The sequence below is a fragment of the Rhodanobacter sp. Root627 genome, assembly GCF_001427835.1.
Lineage (GTDB): Bacteria > Pseudomonadota > Gammaproteobacteria > Xanthomonadales > Rhodanobacteraceae > Rhodanobacter > Rhodanobacter ginsenosidimutans.
The window spans coordinates 1-16,473 of the sequence record NZ_LMGW01000005.1 but is presented as its reverse complement, the minus strand read 5'-3'; the positions used below and the strand labels follow the sequence as shown (position 1 = coordinate 16,473).

Below are 16,473 nucleotides of genomic sequence, written 5' to 3'. Positions count from 1 at the left end.
GTCAGTGCGGCCGTCAGCGTCGTCTTGCCGTGATCCACGTGACCAATCGTGCCGACGTTGACGTGCGGCTTGGTGCGTTCGAATTTACCCTTTGCCATGACTCAAACCTCGAAAGAACTGTTATTCGGAAAAATTATCTGCAGAGCGGAACCGCCCTGATCAGGCCTTGTGCATGACCTGCTCGGCGACGTTGCTCGGCGCTTCGGCGTAATGGTCGAATTCCATCGTGAACGTGGCGCGTCCCTGGGTCAGCGACCGGATCGTGGTGGCATAACCGAACATCTCGCCCAGCGGAACCTCGGCGTTGATGGTCTTGCCCGACGGCGTGTCTTCCTGGCCGGTGAGCATGCCGCGACGCTTGCTGATGTCGCCCATCACGTCGCCCATGTAGTCCTCGGGCGTCACGATCTCGACCTTCATGATCGGCTCCAGCAGCACCGGACTGGCCTTGGCGAAGCCCTGCTTGAACGCCATCGATGCCGCCAGCTTGAACGCCATTTCCGACGAGTCGACGTCATGGTACGAACCGAAGACCAGCTTCACCTTGACATTGACCACCGGGAAGCCGGCGAGCGGGCCGCTGGTGATGGTTTCGCGCAAGCCCTTCTCGACCGAAGGAATGAATTCCTTCGGAATCACGCCACCGGTGATGTCGTTGATGAACAGGAAGTCGTCCTTGATCGTGGCGGCGAGCTTCTCGTCCGCACGGTCCTCGGCACTGATCGGCGACATCTCGATGACGACATGGCCGTACTGGCCCTTGCCGCCCGACTGCTTGGCGTGCTTGTAATCGGACTTGACGTCGCTGGAACGGATCGTCTCGCGATACGCCACCTGCGGCTTGCCGACGTTGGCCTCGACGTTGAACTCGCGGCGCATGCGGTCGACCAGGATGTCCAGGTGCAACTCGCCCATGCCGGAGATGATCGTCTGGCCGGATTCCTCGTCGGTACGCACGCGGAACGACGGATCTTCAGCTGCCAGGCGACCCAGCGCGATACCCATCTTTTCCTGGTCGGACTTGGTCTTCGGCTCCACCGCCATCGAGATCACCGGCTCGGGGAACGACATGCGCTCCAGCGTGATGATCTGGTCCTGCGCGCACAGCGTGTCGCCCGTGGTCACATCCTTCAGGCCGACCGCGGCGGCGATGTCACCGGCGCGCACTTCCTTCAGTTCATGACGCTCGTTGGCGTGCATCTGCAGGATGCGGCCCACGCGCTCCTTCTTGCTCTTGACCGGGTTGTAGACGGCGTCGCCGGAGTTCAGCGTGCCCGAATAGACGCGGAAGAACGTCAGCGAACCGACGAACGGGTCGGTCATGATCTTGAACGCGAGCGCGGAGAACGGCGCGGCGTCATCAGCCGGGCGCGAGGCCTCGTTCTCGTCCTCGTCGATACCGGCAACCGGCGGACGATCGGCGGGCGACGGCAGCAGCTGCACCACCGCGTCGAGCATCGCCTGGACGCCCTTGTTCTTGAACGCCGTACCGCAGTAGACCGGGATGATTTCGTTGGCCAACGTACGCTGACGCAGGCCAGCGATGATCTCGCTCTCGCTGAGGTCGCCGCCTTCCAGGTATTTGTTCATCAGCTCTTCGGTGGCTTCGGCAGCCGACTCCACCATGAAGGCGTGCGCTTCGGCAGCCTTGTCGGCCAGTTCGGCCGGGATATCCCGGTATTCGAACTTCATGCCCTGGGTTTCCATGTCCCAGATCACGGCCTTCATCTTGAGCAGATCGACCACGCCCTCGAAGCCGTCTTCGGCACCAATGGGCACCTGCATCGGCACGGCGTGCGCACCGAGGCGCGCCTTCAGCTGGCCGACGACCTTGTCGAAATTGGCACCGGTGCGATCCATCTTGTTGACGAACGCCAGACGCGGCACTTTGTACTTGTTGGCCTGCCGCCAGACCGTCTCGGACTGCGGCTGCACGCCACCGACCGCGCACAGCACGAACACGGCGCCATCGAGCACGCGCAGCGAGCGCTCCACTTCGATGGTGAAGTCAACGTGTCCCGGGGTGTCGATGATGTTGAAGCGATGCTGGGGCAGCGAGCCGTCCATGCCCTTCCAGAACGCCGTCGTTGCCGCCGACGTGATGGTGATGCCGCGCTCCTGCTCCTGCTCCATCCAGTCCATCGTGGCCGCGCCATCGTGCACTTCGCCAATCTTGTGACTGACGCCCGTGTAAAACAGGATGCGCTCCGTGGTCGTGGTCTTGCCGGCATCGATGTGAGCCATGATGCCGAAGTTGCGGTAGCGTTCGAGGGGAGTGGTGCGTGCCATTGATATTTACCTGTGTCGGGCTGCCTGCCCTGGTTTGTGACAGCCATCCGGGCCGTTGCGCTTATGAATATCCGGCCTGGATGCCGGCTGGCTTGCCCCATCGTGACGATGCGGCTTTTGGATAACCGACGGTCCGGCAATGATGCCGGACCATCTTCGCCGTCGTGGCGACGGCTGAATCATCAAGGCCCACCATCTGTGGTGGGTCGGTCGTCGCCGTCATCGATGACGGCGCAAACCACTTACCAGCGGTAGTGCGAGAACGCCTTGTTGGCTTCCGCCATGCGGTGCGTCTCTTCGCGCTTCTTGGCGGCGCCGCCGCGGCTTTCGGAAGCCTCCAGCAGCTCGGCAGCCAGCTTGCGCGGCATCGAGGTCTCGCCGCGCTTGCGGGCGGAGTCGATCACCCAGCGCATGGCCAGCGCCATGCGGCGGCCCGGACGCACTTCAACGGGCACCTGGTAGGTGGCACCACCGACGCGACGGGACTTCACTTCGACCGCCGGAGCGATGTTGTTCAGCGCCTTCTCGACCAGAGCCACCGGCTCGGCATTCTTTTCGCCAATGTGCTGCAGCGCGCCGTAGACAATGCTTTCGGCGACCGACTTCTTGCCGCTCTTCATCACCATGTTGATGAAACGGGCGATCAGCTGGCTGCCATGCTTGGGATCCGGCAGGATCAGACGGGCGGGATGTGAACCTTTACGCGACATGTTTGTTGTCCGTTATTTTCGCGGACATTCCTGCCCGCCTGTAAAGCGGCCAGCGAGGGCCGCGCGACATTATTTCTTCGGGCGCTTGGCGCCGTACTTCGAGCGCGATTGACGGCGCTTGGTGACACCGGCGCAGTCCAGGCTGCCGCGCACCGTGTGGTAACGCACACCGGGGAGATCCTTGACGCGACCGCCGCGGATCAGCACCACCGAGTGCTCCTGCAGGTTGTGGCCTTCACCACCGATATAGCTGATCACCTCGAAACCGTTGGTGAGGCGCACCTTGGCAACCTTGCGCAACGCCGAGTTCGGCTTTTTCGGGGTGGTCGTGTAAACGCGCGTGCAGACGCCGCGACGCTGCGGGCTGCTCTGCAGGGCCGGCGACCCGCTCTTGTAGGTCTTGGGGCTGCGGTTTTTGCGCACCAATTGATTGACTGTCGTCATGCGAAGCTGTTCCTGAAAACATAAAGGCAGCCCGAATAAGCTCGGTCTGCCAAGAAGCGGGAATTTAACATGAGCGAGCTTGCCTGGGCAAGTTGACGCTCTGCCATCCGTGACCCGAACACGAGGTGCATCCATGCACCTCATTTCGTATGTCGGCGAGTAAAACCTGTCGAGGCTTACTCGGCACCACCTTCACTGCTGACCGGCGCTTCGACAAATGACGTCGGAGGTGTGGAACCGGAAAGGGTATCCAGCTCCAGATCGGTCAGACCACCCTGGCGGCGACGCCCTGCGTGGTAGGCCAGACCCGTACCTGCCGGAATAAGACGGCCGACAATAACATTTTCCTTCAGGCCACGCAAGGTATCGCGCGTGCCACGAACCGCCGCTTCGGTAAGGACGCGGGTGGTTTCCTGGAACGAGGCCGCCGAGATGAACGACTCGGTGGCCAGCGATGCCTTGGTGATGCCCAGGAGGATCGACTGATACTCGGCCGGACGCTCGCCCTTGGCCACCGCGCGGTCGTTTTCGCCGTTGATGCGCACGCGCTCGATCTGCTCGCCGCGCAGGTAATGGCTTTCGCCCGGCTCGACGATCTCGACCTTGCGCAGCATCTGGCGAATGATCGCCTCGATGTGCTTGTCGTTGATCTTCACGCCCTGCAGGCGATACACGTCCTGGATTTCCTTGACCAGGTACGAGGCCAGCGGCTCCACGCCCAGCAGGCGCAGGATGTCATGCGGGCTCGGCTCGCCGTCGACGACGGTTTCGCCCTTCTCCACATGCTCGCCCTCGAACACGATGACCTGGCGCCACTTCGGAATCAGCTCCTCGTGCTCGTTGCCGTCGACATCCTTGATGATCAGGCGCTGCTTGCCCTTGGTGTCCTTGCCGAAGCTGATGATGCCCGACCGCTCGGCCAGGATCGCCGGCTCCTTCGGCTTGCGTGCCTCGAACAGATCGGCCACGCGCGGCAGACCACCGGTGATGTCGCGGGTCTTCGACGTTTCCTGCGGGATACGGGCAACCACGTCGCCCACGCCCACTTCGGCACCGTTCTGGATCGACACGATCGCACCGGCCGGCAGGAAGTACTGCGCGGCGATGTCGGTGCCCGGCAGCTTCAGTTCGCGGCCCTTGGCGTCTTCCAGGCGCACGATCGGGCGCAGGTCCTTCGCCTGCGCGCCACGACGCTTCGGATCGGTGACCACCGCCGACTCCAGACCGGTCAGTTCGTCGGTCTGGCTCTGCACGGTGACGCCATCGAGGAAGTCGATGAAGCGCACCACGCCGGCCACCTCGGTGACGATCGGGTGGGTGTGCGGATCCCAGTTGGCCACGGTCTGGCCCGGCTTCACCGCCGCACCGTCCTTCACCGCGATGGTGGCGCCGTACGGCACCTTGTAGCGCTCGCGCTCACGGCCGCTGGCGTCGATCACGCTCAATTCGCCCGAACGCGACACCGCCACCAGATGGCCCGACTTGTGCTGCACCGACTTCAGGTTGTTGTACTTCAGCGAGCCGGTGGTCTTCACCGTCACGTTGTCCACCGCCGCCGCACGCGAAGCCGCGCCGCCGATGTGGAACGTACGCATGGTCAGCTGGGTACCGGGCTCGCCGATCGACTGCGCGGCAACCACGCCCACGGCCTCGCCCATGTTGACCAGGTGGCCACGGGCCAGATCGCGGCCGTAGCAGAGCTTGCACACACCGTGGGCCGCTTCGCAGGTAATCGGCGAACGCACCTTGAGCAACTGCACGCCAGCCTTGTCCAGCTTCTCGACCAGCGCTTCGTCCAGCAGCGTGTCGGAGAGCACGATCGGCTCGTCGTCATCGCCGGGCGCATAGACGTCGCCGACCACGACACGGCCCAGCACGCGCTCGCGCAACGGCTCGACCACGTCGCCGCCTTCGACGATCGGCTGCATGATGATGCCGTCTTCGGTGCCGCAGTTGTCCATGGTGATCACCACGTCCTGCGCCACGTCGACCAGTCGGCGGGTCAGGTAACCGGAGTTCGCCGTCTTCAACGCGGTATCGGCCAGACCCTTTCGGGCACCGTGGGTCGAGTTGAAGTACTGCAGCACGTTCAGGCCTTCGCGGAAGTTGGCCTTGATCGGGGTCTCGATGATGGAGCCGTCCGGACGCGCCATCAGGCCACGCATGCCGGCCAGCTGGCGAATCTGCGCCACGGAACCACGGGCGCCGGAGTCGGCCATGATGTACAGCGAGTTCATCGACTTCTGGTTGACCGTCTTGCCTTCGGCGTCGGTCACCTTTTCGGTACCGATGCCGTCGATCATGGCCTTGGCCACCAGTTCGCTGGTACGCGACCAGATGTCGACCACCTTGTTGTAGCGCTCGCCAGCCGTGACCAGACCGGACTGGTACTGCTGCTGGATCTCGACCACTTCCTTCTCGGCGTCTTCCAGGATCGGCTTCTTCTCGTCCGGAATCAGCATGTCGTCGATGCCGATGGAGATGCCCGCGCGCGTGGCGAAGCGGTAGCCGGTGTACATCAGCTTGTCGGCGAACACCACGGTCTCTTTCAGACCCAGCAGACGGTAGCTGGAGTTGATCAGGCGCGAGATGTTCTTCTTGGTCAGCTCGGTGTTGGCCAGCGCAAACGGCAGGCCTTCGGGCAGGATTTCGGCCAGCAGCGCGCGGCCCACGGTGGTGTCGACCAGCGCGGTTTCATGCGTGCGCGCGCCGTCCTCGGCGATGTGCACCAGGTGCAGGCGCACCTTCACCTTGGCGTGCAGTTCCACCGCGCGGTTGTCGTAGGCGCGGCGCACTTCGCTGACGCCGGAGAACACCATGCCGGTGCCCTTGACGTTGATCAGCTCGCGGGTCATGTAGTACAGGCCCAGCACCACGTCCTGGGTCGGCACGATGATCGGCTCGCCATTGGCGGGGCTGAGGATGTTGTTGGACGACATCATCAGCGCGCGCGCTTCCAGCTGCGCCTCGATCGACAGCGGCACATGCACGGCCATCTGGTCGCCGTCGAAGTCGGCGTTGAACGCGGTGCAGACCAGCGGGTGCAGCTGGATGGCCTTGCCTTCGATCAACTTCGGCTCGAACGCCTGGATGCCCAGACGATGCAGGGTCGGCGCGCGGTTCAGCAGCACAGGATGCTCGCGGATCACGTCCTCGAGGATGTCCCACACCATCGGCTCTTCGCGCTCGACCAGCTTCTTCGCCGCCTTGATGGTGGTGGCTTCGCCACGCGCCTGCAGCTTGGCAAAGATGAACGGCTTGAACAGCTCCAGTGCCATCTTCTTGGGCAGACCGCACTGGTGCAGGCGCAGGGTCGGGCCGACCACGATCACCGAACGGCCGGAGTAATCCACGCGCTTGCCGAGCAGGTTCTGGCGGAAGCGGCCCTGCTTGCCCTTGATCATGTCGGCCAGCGACTTCAGCGCTCGCTTGTTGGTGCCGGTGATGGCACGGCCGCGGCGGCCGTTGTCCAGCAGCGCGTCGACCGATTCCTGCAGCATGCGCTTCTCGTTGCGCACGATGATGTCCGGCGCATTGAGCTCGAGCAGACGCTTCAGGCGGTTGTTGCGATTGATGACGCGGCGGTACAGGTCGTTCAGATCGGAGGTGGCGAAGCGGCCACCGTCCAGCGGTACCAGCGGACGCAGGTCCGGCGGCAGCACGGGCAGCACGGTCAGCACCATCCACTCGGGCTTGTTGCCCGATTCCAGGAACGCCTCGATCAGCTTGACGCGCTTGGTGAGGCGCTTCAGCTTGGTCTCCGAGCCGGTCGAGCCGATCTCTTCCTTCAGGCGGATCACTTCGGCCGGCAGGTCCAGCGACTTCAGCAACTGGTAGACGGCCTCGGCGCCCATGCGGGCATCGAACTCGTCACCGTGCTCTTCGGTGGCTTCCAGGTACTGGTCTTCGCTGAGCAGCTGGCCGCGCTCCAGCGCGGTCATGCCCGGATCGATCACCACGAAGGCTTCGAAGTACAGGATGCGCTCGATGTCGCGCAGGGTCATGTCCAGCATCAGGCCGATGCGCGACGGCAGCGACTTCAGGAACCAGATGTGCGCGGTGGGGCTGGCCAGCTCGATATGGCCCATGCGCTCGCGGCGCACCTTGGCCAGCGTCACTTCGGTGCCGCACTTCTCGCAGACCACGCCGCGATGCTTCATGCGCTTGTACTTGCCGCACAGGCACTCGTAGTCCTTCACCGGCCCGAAGATGGCAGCGCAGAACAGGCCGTCGCGCTCGGGCTTGAAGGTGCGGTAGTTGATGGTTTCCGGCTTCTTCACTTCGCCGTACGACCACGAGCGGATCAGCTCAGGCGACGCCAATGCGATCTTGATCGCATCGAAGTCCGGCATCACGCGCTGCTGATTGAACAGATTGAGCAGGTCTTTCATTTGAATCTCCGGTCGGAGCAAATTCTTGGGTCGAGGTCCGCGGTTCGAACGAGGTCAGGCTTGCCGGATCCGGGATCGGAAGCCGGGTTTGCTTGTGCAAATCCCGAATCCCGACTCCCGAATCCCGCACATCACTTGATCTCTTCCAGATCGATGTCGATGCAGAGCGAGCGGATTTCCTTCACCAGCACGTTGAAGGATTCCGGCATGCCCGCGGACATCTCGTGGTTGCCGTCGACGATGTTCTTGTACATCTGGTTGCGGCCCTGCACGTCATCGGACTTCACCGTCAGCATTTCCTGCAGGGTGTAGGCCGCGCCGTAAGCTTCCAGCGCCCAGACTTCCATTTCGCCGAAGCGCTGACCGCCGAACTGCGCCTTGCCGCCCAGCGGCTGCTGGGTCACCAGCGAGTACGGGCCGGTGGAACGCGCATGCATCTTGTCGTCGACCAGGTGGTTGAGCTTCAGGTAATGCATGTAGCCCACGGTGACCGGGCGATCGAACGCCTCGCCGGTGCGGCCGTCGTACAGCGTGGTCTGGCCCGACTCGGGCAGATCCGCCAGCTTCAGCATCGCCTTGATCTCGGTTTCCTCGGCACCGTCGAACACCGGCGTCGCCATCGGCACGCCTTCCTGCAGGTTGTTCGCCAGCGCGCGGATCTCGTCATCGGTCAGCGACTTCAGGTCGACGTGCTGCACGGCACCTGCGGCGTGGTGGTTGTACACCTGGTCCAGGAACTCGCGGATCTTGGTCACCTTCTCCTGCGTTTCGATCATCTTCTGGATCTTCTTGCCCAGGCCCTTGGCGGCCCAGCCCAGATGCACTTCCAGAATCTGGCCGATGTTCATGCGCGAAGGCACGCCCAGCGGGTTCAGGCAGATATCGACCGCCTCGCCGTTGGCCATGTACGGCATGTCCTCGACCGGCACCACGTTCGACACCACGCCCTTGTTGCCGTGGCGGCCGGCCATCTTGTCGCCCGGCTGGATGCGACGCTTCACGGCCAGGAACACCTTGACCATCTTCAGCACGCCCGGGGCCAGGTCGTCGCCCTGGGTGATCTTCGCCTGCTTCTCCTTGAAGCGCTTGTCGAACTCCTCCTTGTGACGCTTGACCTGATCGGCCGCGCGCTCCAGGAACTCGGTGATGCTCTCGTCCTTGACGTTGATCTTGAACCAGTCGTCCTTCTTCAGGCCGTCCAGGTAGGCGTCGGTGATCTCGGCGCCACGCTTCAGGCCACCGGGGCCGCTCATCGCGGACTGGCCGACCAGCTGGGTGCGCATGCGGTTGTAGATCGCGCCTTCGAGGATGCGGAACTGATCGTCGAAATCCTTGCGGATCCGCTTCACTTCCATTTCCTCGATCTGCTTGGCGCGCTTGTCCTTCTCGATACCGTCGCGGGTGAAGACCTGCACGTCGATGACGGTGCCGTCCATGCCTGGCGGCACGCGCAGCGAGCTGTCCTTAACGTCGGACGCCTTCTCGCCGAAAATCGCGCGCAGCAGCTTCTCTTCCGGCGTCAGCTGGCTCTCGCCCTTGGGCGTGACCTTGCCGACCATGATGTCGCCGGCTTTCACTTCCGCACCGATGTACACGATGCCGCTCTCGTCCAGGCGCGCCAGCGCCTGCTCGCCCACGTTGGGGATGTCGGCGGTGATTTCCTCGGCGCCCAGCTTGGTGTCACGCGCAATGCACGACAGCTCCTCGATGTGGATCGAGGTGTAGCGGTCTTCCTGCACGACGCGCTCGGAGAGCAGGATCGAGTCTTCGAAGTTGTAGCCGTTCCACGGCATGAAGGCGATCAGCATGTTCTGGCCGAGCGCGAGCTCGCCCAGGTCGGTCGACGAACCGTCGGCCAGCGTGTCGCCCTTCGCCACCACGTCACCCACGTTCACCAGCGGGCGCTGGTTGAGGTTGGTGTTCTGGTTGGAGCGGGTGTACTTGGTCAGCGTGTAGATATCGACGCCGGCGTCGTTGTCACCGACCTCTTCCTCATTGACGCGCACCACGATGCGGGCCGCATCGACCTGGTCGATCACGCCGCCGCGCTTGGCGGAAACAATGACGCCGGAGTCGCGCGCCACGGCGCGCTCGATGCCGGTACCCACCAGCGGGGTCTGCGAACGCAAGGTCGGCACGGCCTGACGCTGCATGTTCGCACCCATCAGCGCGCGGTTCGCGTCATCGTGCTCCAGGAACGGCACCAGCGCTGCGGCGACCGACACGGTCTGCATCGGCGAGACGTCCATGTAGTTGATCTCGGACGCCGGACGCAGCTCGGACTCGCCACGGAAACGGCAGGACACGAAGTCCTCGACGAAGGCGCCGTGCTTGTCCAGCGGCGAGTTCGCCTGCGCGATCACGTGGTCGCCTTCCTCGATCGCCGACAGGTAATCGACGGTGTCGGTGACCTTGCCGTCCGCCACCTTGCGGTACGGCGTCTCGAGGAAGCCGTACTGGTTGGTGCGGGCGTACACGGCCAGCGAGTTGATCAGGCCGATGTTCGGGCCTTCCGGCGTTTCGATGGTGCAGACGCGGCCGTAGTGGGTCGGATGCACGTCGCGCACTTCGAAGCCGGCGCGTTCGCGGGTCAGGCCGCCCGGCCCGAGCGCGGAAACGCGACGCTTGTGCGTCACTTCCGACAGCGGGTTGTTCTGGTCCATGAACTGGGATAGCTGCGAGGAACCGAAGAACTCCTTCACCGCCGCCGCAACCGGCTTGGCGTTGATCAGGTCCTGCGGAGTCAGGCCATCGGCCTCGGCCAGCGACAGGCGCTCGCGCACCGCGCGCTCCACGCGGACCAGGCCGATGCGGAAGGTGTTCTCGGCCATTTCGCCGACCGAACGCACGCGGCGGTTGCCCAGGTGATCGATGTCATCGACGGTGCCATGACCGTTCTTGATGTCGATCAGCACCTTCAGCACGTCGAGGATGTCGGACTTCTCGCCCTGCTCCTTGACCAGCACCTGGGAAGCCTCTTCCTTGCGCTCGCTGAAGAACTTGTGGTCATACAGCACGCCCGGGCCCAGGATGTCCTGGCGGCCCACGCGACGGTTGAACTTCATCCGGCCCACGGCCGACAGGTCGTAGCGATCGAAGGTGAAGAACAGGTTGAAGAACAGGTTCTGCGCCGCGTCCTTGGTCGGCGGCTCGCCCGGACGCATCATGCGGTAGATCTCCACCAGCGCCTCCAGCGGCGTCTTGGTGTTGTCGATGCGCAGGGTGTGCGAGATGTAGGCGCCGCGATCGAGATCGTTGACGTACAGCGTGGGCAGCGTCTCGATGCCCGCCTTGCGGAAGGCTTCCAGATGCTCGGCGGTGATCTCGTCGTTGGCCGAGGCCAGCAGCTCACCGGTCTGCGCGTCGACGATGTCGGTGGCCAGGATGCGGCCGATCGGGTAATCGTCCGGCACTTCCAGCGCGGTGATGTCCTCGGCCGCCAGCTGGCGCACGTGGCGCGCGGTGATGCGCTTGCCCGCTTCCACCAGCACCTTGCCGCCGATGGCCAGGTCGAAGCTCAGCGTTTCGCCGCGCAGACGCTCGGCCACCAGCTCCAGCGTGATGCCACCCTTCTTGCCCAGGTGGAACACGTTGTGCTCGAAGAAGATGCTCAGCATCTCCTCGTTGCTGTAGCCGAGCGCGCGCAGCAGCACCGTCACCGGCAGTTTGCGGCGACGGTCGATACGGGTGAACAGCGCGTCCTTCGGGTCGAACTCGAAGTCCAGCCACGAGCCGCGGTAGGGAATCACGCGCGCCGAGAACAGCAGCTTGCCCGAGCTGTGCGTCTTGCCGCGGTCGTGGTCGAAGAACACGCCCGGCGAACGGTGCAGCTGCGAGACGATCACGCGCTCGGTGCCGTTGATGATGAAGGTGCCGGTGTCGGTCATGAGCGGAATCTCGCCCATGTAGACCTCCTGCTCCTTGATGTACTTCACCACCTTCTTCGAGGCCGGGCTGTCCTTGTCGTAGATGACCAGGCGCACGGTGGTGCGCAGCGGCGCGCCGAACGTCATGCCACGGTTGCGGCACTCACGCTCGTCGAACGCCGGCTCGCCCAGGCGATAGTCGACATACTCCAATGCGGCATTGCCGGAATAGCTGGAAATCGGGAACACCGATTTCAACGCCGCGTGCAGGCCTTTCTCGTCGCGCTGCTTGGGCGCGACATGCTCCTGCAGGAATTCCCGATAGGAATCGGTCTGGATGGTCAGCAGGTTGGGCACGCCCAGTACGGGTGGACGTTTGCCAAAATCCTTGCGGATGCGCTTCTTCTCGGTATACGAGTAGGCCATGGTGAATACCGCCTCGGTTCGCTGTGACGCCGGTGGTGCACACACCGGCTGAATGAAAAAACTGGGGACTCGGGAATCGAGAATGGGGAATCGTCAGAGCAAACAGCTGGCGTCGCTCAACGATTCTCCATTCTCCATTCCCCATTCCCGCATAAAGCAGGCAAAGCCCGGGAGCTTTCGCCCCCAGGCTTGCCTGAAACTAGATCAAACTGACGACGCGCAAGGGCGCCAATTACTTCAGTTCGACCGTGGCGCCGGCAGCTTCCAGATCCTTCTTGAACTTCTCGGCGTCTTCCTTCGACACGCCTTCCTTCAGCACGCCGCCGGCCTCGGTGAGGTCCTTGGCTTCCTTCAGGCCCAGGCCGGTGATCGCGCGGACAGCCTTGATCACGTCAACCTTCTTGGCGCCGGCGGTCTTCAGCACGACGTCGAACTCGGTCTGCGCTTCAGCAACCGGACCAGCAGCAGCCGGGCCAGCCACGGCAACCGGGGCGGCGGCGGTCACGCCAAACTTCTCTTCGATGGCCTTCACCAGGTCCATCACTTCCATCAGCGACTTGGCGGCTACGGCTTCAACGATTTCTTCGTTGGACAGGGACATTTCATTTACCTCTGGATGTGATTCGATTCAGTATGTAAGTCGATGAACTCAGGCGGGCTCGGCTTCAGCCGGGGCTTCGGCGGCGACTTCGCCACCACCCTGCTGATCGGCAACGGCCTTGACCACGCGCGCAAACATCGTGGCCGGTTCGGCCAGCACGCGGGCCAGCATGGCCAACGCCTGTTCGCGGGTCGGCAGCGCGGCCAGCACGTCAACGTGCTCAGCCGGCAGCAGCTTGCCTTCCACCGAGACGACCTTCGCCTTCAGCTTGTCGTTGCCCTTGGCAAATTCCTTGATCAGACGCCCGGCAGCACCGGGCTCTTCCGTCGAGAATGCGTACAGCAGCGGACCGACCAGGGCGTCCTTGACGACCTCGAATTCGGTACCGGCCACGGCGCGCGACGCCAGCGTGTTCTTGACAACCCGCAAGTACACACCGGATTCGCGGGCCTGCTTGCGCATCGCGGTCATCTGTTCGACCGTGGTGCCCGCATACTCGGCAGCGACCAGGGAGTGAGCCGTTGCGGCAACACCTGCCAGTTCGGCGACTACTTCTTTCTTCTGTGACAGATTGAGAGCCATTGCACTCCTCCAAATGAACTCCGCTTGCGGCTCCTGCCGCTTGCGGTCCTGGGCGACGCCATCCTTGACGCCGGGGACACACGTCCCGGGTGATGGCCTTTCCAGAACAAATCGAACATTCCAGAAGGGCAGCACCATCTGCGCAGGCCGGATCCTCTCGAACCCGATTAAGCGATCCCGCTGGCGGTGACGGCGATTCCCTGCCAGATGCGAGCGTCCTGCCCGTCGTCACCGCGCGCTGAGCGCGCCTGCGGTCTTTGACGGCGGCATCGGCCAGTGGCCGAAACTGCCCTCAAAAACGTGCCCGCACCGGAATGACCGGTACGGGGCTTGATACTTACTTGGCGCCGAGCGTCAGCGTGGAGGTATCCACGGCGACACCGACACCCATCGTGCTGGACAGCGCAACCTTCTGCAGGAACTGACCCTTCGCCGTCGCCGGCTTGGCCTTCAGCAGGTCACCGATCAGCGCATTGAGGTTGTCCGCCAGCTGCGACGCCTCGAAACTCGCCTTGCCGATGGTGGCGTGAATGATGCCGCCCTTGTCGTTGCGGAACTTCACCTGGCCGGCCTTGGCATTGGTGACGGCCGTGGCGACGTCGGCGGTGACCGAGCCATCCTTCGGGTTCGGCATCAGGCCACGCGGGCCCAGCAGCTGACCCAGCTTGCCGACCACGCGCATCGCGTCCGGCGTGGCGATCACGCGACCGAAGTCGAGGTCACCCGCCTGCATGCGCTCGGCCAGGTCATCCATGCCGACAGCGTCGGCACCGGCGGCCTTGGCGGCCTCGGCCTTCTCGCCCGGCGGGCAGAACACGGCGACCTTGACGGTCTTGCCGGTGCCATGCGGCAGCAGCGAGGAACCACGTACGCCCTGGTCCGACTTCTTCGCGTCGATGCCCAGACGCACGGCCACGTCGACCGACTCGGCGAACTTCGCCTTGGCGTTGTCCTTGACGATCTTCAGGGCTTCTTCCAGGCCGTAGAACTTGCCCGGCTGCACCGCGGCCTGAGCCGACTTCATACGCTTCGTGAGCTTTGCCATGTCTTAACCCTCCACCACAAGGCCCATGCTGCGGGCGCTACCGGCAATGGTGCGCACCGCGGCGTCGAGATCGGCAGCCGTCAGATCCGGCTCCTTCTGCTTGGCAATGTCTTCCAGCTGTTTGCGGGTGACCTTGCCGACCTTGTCGGTGTTCGGCTTCTGCGAACCCTTGGCGACGCCGGTGGCCTTCTTCAGAAGGATCGTGGCGGGCGGGGTCTTGGTGATGAAGGTGAAGCTGCGGTCGGAATAAGCCGTGATGATGGTCGGAATCGGCAGACCCGGCTCCAGTTTCTGCGTGGCGGCATTGAACGCCTTGCAGAATTCCATGATGTTCAGACCGCGCTGACCGAGGGCGGGGCCCACCGGCGGCGACGGGTTGGCCTGGCCGGCCTTGACCTGCAACTTGATGTAACCAATAACTTTCTTTGCCATGGGATTTCCTCGCGAGTGCAGGCGCCTTGCGGCTCCTCGCTGTTCACCGCTCCTTGGATGGAAGGAAGATCCGCCTCTTGCGGATCCCGAAACGCGCGCACGCCGAGTCGAAAAGACCCAGCGTGAACCGCGTAGTTTAGAGATTTACCTGTTTGTGAGCAAGCCCCGTGCCAGTGAGGCGTCGAGGTGAAGCAAAAGCGGCTGGAAGTTCCGGTTAGCTGGAATCTCCCCTCTCCAACTCTCCCCGCTAACGGGGAGAGGGCGAAGGTGCCGAGCGGATTCGCCCTGAGCCAACCAATCCCCGGCTCAGGCCTTTTCGACCTGGCCGAATTCCAGTTCCACGGGCGTGGAGCGGCCAAAGATCAGCACCGCGACGCGCAACCGGCTCTTCTCGTAATTGACTTCCTCGACCACGCCGTTGAAGTCGTTGAACGGGCCCTCGGTGACACGCACCATCTCGCCCGGCTCGAACAGCACCTTCGGCCGCGGCTTCTCGACACCTTCGCGCACCCGGCTGAGGATCGCCTCGGCCTCACTGTCGCGGATCGGCAACGGGCGGTCGGCGGTACCGCCGATGAAGCCCATCACCTTCGGTGTTTCCTTGATCAGATGCCAGCATTCGTCATCGATGCGCGGCACCTTGCCTTCGGTGTTGGCCTCGATCTGCACCAGCACGTAACCGGGAAAGAACTTGCGCTCGCTGCGCCGTTTCTGGCCGCCGCGCATTTCGATCACTTCCTCGGTCGGCACCAGCACTTCGCCGAACTTCTCTTCCATGCCCGCGCGCTGGATGCGCTCGTCCAGCGAACGTTTCACCTGGTTCTCGAAACCGGAATAGGCGTGTACCACGTACCAGCGCTTGCTCATGCTTGCCACCTCAGGAACCCAACTTGAGCAGCCAGTCAAGGATGACTGACTTCAGAATCAGGTCGATCAAACCCAACAGCAGCGACAGGATGATCACCACCACGATAATGATGCCGGTCGTCTTCAGCGTCTCGTCGCGCGTCGGCCACACGACCTTGCGCATTTCGAACTGGGATTCGCTGATGAAGTGCCGCACGCGCCGGCCGGGCGCGGTAAAGGCTGCAATGGCCAGCGCGATCGCCAGCGCAGCAAATACGCCCAGCAGGCGAACCGTGCCGGAAACGTTGGCGTCGTTGTTGAACCAGGAATAGGCGAAGATACCGGCGGCCAGCACCAGCCCCGCCAGTACCAGCTTGCCGATATCGGCGGCGTTCGTGCCCTTGGGCTGTTCTGCCTTGGTATTCATGCGCAGTTGCCGTGTGTCATCGGCATACCGGACCTTGCGGCCGGTATCGCCATCCGCCACCCGTCATTGCTCCTTGGAAAGTGGCACGCCAGGAGGGACTTGAACCCCCAACCTGCGGTTTTGGAGACCGCTGCTCTGCCAATTGAGCTACTGGCGTATAAACGGGAATCGGGATTCGGGATTCGGGATTCGTAAAAGCGGAACGGCGTGCATCCTGCCCTTCCAAATCCCGAATCCCAAATCCCGAATCCCGCGATATTACTTGATGACCTTGGCCACCACGCCGGCGCCGACGGTGCGGCCGCCTTCGCGGATGGCGAAACGCAGGCCTTCGTCCATCGCGATCGGGTGGATCAGGCTCACCACCATCTTCACGTTGTCGCCCGGCATCACCATTTCCACGCCCTCGGGCAG

The 16,473-nt window shown here is 63.4% G+C and carries 12 protein-coding genes, 1 tRNA gene and 1 pseudogene; all 14 read right to left on the bottom strand.

Going from position 1 to position 16,473, the window contains the following annotated elements; genetic code table 11:
• Positions 1-98: GTP-binding protein (locus tag ASD68_RS16380; RefSeq protein ID WP_031270842.1), on the bottom strand; the 98-nt coding region annotated here is incomplete at its 3' end.
• Between the two features lie 61 nt (positions 99-159).
• Positions 160-2,289 carry an elongation factor G gene (fusA, locus tag ASD68_RS16375; RefSeq protein WP_056080656.1) on the bottom strand — a complete coding sequence of 710 codons (2,130 nt, stop codon included), beginning with the start codon at positions 2,287-2,289 and terminating at the stop codon, positions 160-162.
• 242 nt (positions 2,290-2,531) lie between these two features.
• Entirely contained in the window at positions 2,532-2,999 is a 468-nt protein-coding gene (rpsG, locus tag ASD68_RS16370) for a 30S ribosomal protein S7 (protein WP_007083022.1), read from the bottom strand.
• Positions 3,000-3,068: 69 nt separating this feature from the next.
• Positions 3,069-3,443 carry a 30S ribosomal protein S12 gene (gene rpsL / locus ASD68_RS16365; RefSeq protein ID WP_007083021.1) on the bottom strand — a complete coding sequence of 125 codons (375 nt, stop codon included), beginning with the start codon at positions 3,441-3,443 and terminating at the stop codon, positions 3,069-3,071.
• A gap of 176 nt (positions 3,444-3,619) precedes the next feature.
• Positions 3,620-7,834 carry a DNA-directed RNA polymerase subunit beta' gene (rpoC, locus tag ASD68_RS16360; RefSeq protein WP_056608813.1) on the bottom strand — a complete coding sequence of 1,405 codons (4,215 nt, stop codon included), beginning with the start codon at positions 7,832-7,834 and terminating at the stop codon, positions 3,620-3,622.
• Positions 7,835-7,965: 131 nt separating this feature from the next.
• Positions 7,966-12,126 carry a DNA-directed RNA polymerase subunit beta gene (gene rpoB / locus ASD68_RS16355; RefSeq protein ID WP_056608808.1) on the bottom strand — a complete coding sequence of 1,387 codons (4,161 nt, stop codon included), beginning with the start codon at positions 12,124-12,126 and terminating at the stop codon, positions 7,966-7,968.
• Between the two features lie 232 nt (positions 12,127-12,358).
• A complete protein-coding gene (gene rplL, locus ASD68_RS16350; RefSeq protein WP_056080665.1) occupies positions 12,359-12,727 on the bottom strand; it encodes a 50S ribosomal protein L7/L12 in 369 nt (122 codons plus the stop codon).
• A gap of 48 nt (positions 12,728-12,775) precedes the next feature.
• Positions 12,776-13,309 carry a 50S ribosomal protein L10 gene (gene rplJ / locus ASD68_RS16345; protein WP_056608805.1) on the bottom strand — a complete coding sequence of 178 codons (534 nt, stop codon included), beginning with the start codon at positions 13,307-13,309 and terminating at the stop codon, positions 12,776-12,778.
• A gap of 337 nt (positions 13,310-13,646) precedes the next feature.
• Positions 13,647-14,354, bottom strand: coding sequence for a 50S ribosomal protein L1 (rplA, locus tag ASD68_RS16340; RefSeq protein ID WP_056080670.1), 708 nt, complete (start codon positions 14,352-14,354; stop codon positions 13,647-13,649).
• Between the two features lie 3 nt (positions 14,355-14,357).
• Complete coding sequence (gene rplK / locus ASD68_RS16335; protein WP_007083015.1) at positions 14,358-14,786, bottom strand: 50S ribosomal protein L11; 429 nt, start codon at positions 14,784-14,786, stop codon at positions 14,358-14,360.
• Positions 14,787-15,092: 306 nt separating this feature from the next.
• Positions 15,093-15,653: a transcription termination/antitermination protein NusG gene (gene nusG / locus ASD68_RS16330; protein WP_007083014.1), complete on the bottom strand. Its 561-nt coding sequence runs from the start codon at positions 15,651-15,653 to the stop codon at positions 15,093-15,095.
• A 10-nt stretch (positions 15,654-15,663) separates the two neighbouring features.
• Positions 15,664-16,059 carry a preprotein translocase subunit SecE gene (gene secE, locus ASD68_RS16325; RefSeq protein WP_056608816.1) on the bottom strand — a complete coding sequence of 132 codons (396 nt, stop codon included), beginning with the start codon at positions 16,057-16,059 and terminating at the stop codon, positions 15,664-15,666.
• An 81-nt stretch (positions 16,060-16,140) separates the two neighbouring features.
• Positions 16,141-16,216 (bottom strand) — tRNA-Trp (locus ASD68_RS16320).
• Between the two features lie 101 nt (positions 16,217-16,317).
• Positions 16,318-16,473 (bottom strand): annotated as a pseudogene (gene tuf / locus ASD68_RS16715) (elongation factor Tu); the annotation flags it as partial.

Coding starts and splice junctions, on each gene's coding strand:
- rpoB (WP_056608808.1), bottom strand. CDS start 12,126: ATGGCCTACTCGTATACCGAGAAGAAGCGCATCCGCAAGGATTTTGGC.
- fusA (WP_056080656.1), bottom strand. CDS start 2,289: ATGGCACGCACCACTCCCCTCGAACGCTACCGCAACTTCGGCATCATG.
- secE (WP_056608816.1), bottom strand. CDS start 16,059: ATGAATACCAAGGCAGAACAGCCCAAGGGCACGAACGCCGCCGATATC.
- rpsL (WP_007083021.1), bottom strand. CDS start 3,443: ATGACGACAGTCAATCAATTGGTGCGCAAAAACCGCAGCCCCAAGACC.
- rpsG (WP_007083022.1), bottom strand. CDS start 2,999: ATGTCGCGTAAAGGTTCACATCCCGCCCGTCTGATCCTGCCGGATCCC.
- rplA (WP_056080670.1), bottom strand. CDS start 14,354: ATGGCAAAGCTCACGAAGCGTATGAAGTCGGCTCAGGCCGCGGTGCAG.
- rplK (WP_007083015.1), bottom strand. CDS start 14,786: ATGGCAAAGAAAGTTATTGGTTACATCAAGTTGCAGGTCAAGGCCGGC.
- rplL (WP_056080665.1), bottom strand. CDS start 12,727: ATGTCCCTGTCCAACGAAGAAATCGTTGAAGCCGTAGCCGCCAAGTCG.
- rplJ (WP_056608805.1), bottom strand. CDS start 13,309: ATGGCTCTCAATCTGTCACAGAAGAAAGAAGTAGTCGCCGAACTGGCA.
- nusG (WP_007083014.1), bottom strand. CDS start 15,653: ATGAGCAAGCGCTGGTACGTGGTACACGCCTATTCCGGTTTCGAGAAC.
- rpoC (WP_056608813.1), bottom strand. CDS start 7,834: ATGAAAGACCTGCTCAATCTGTTCAATCAGCAGCGCGTGATGCCGGAC.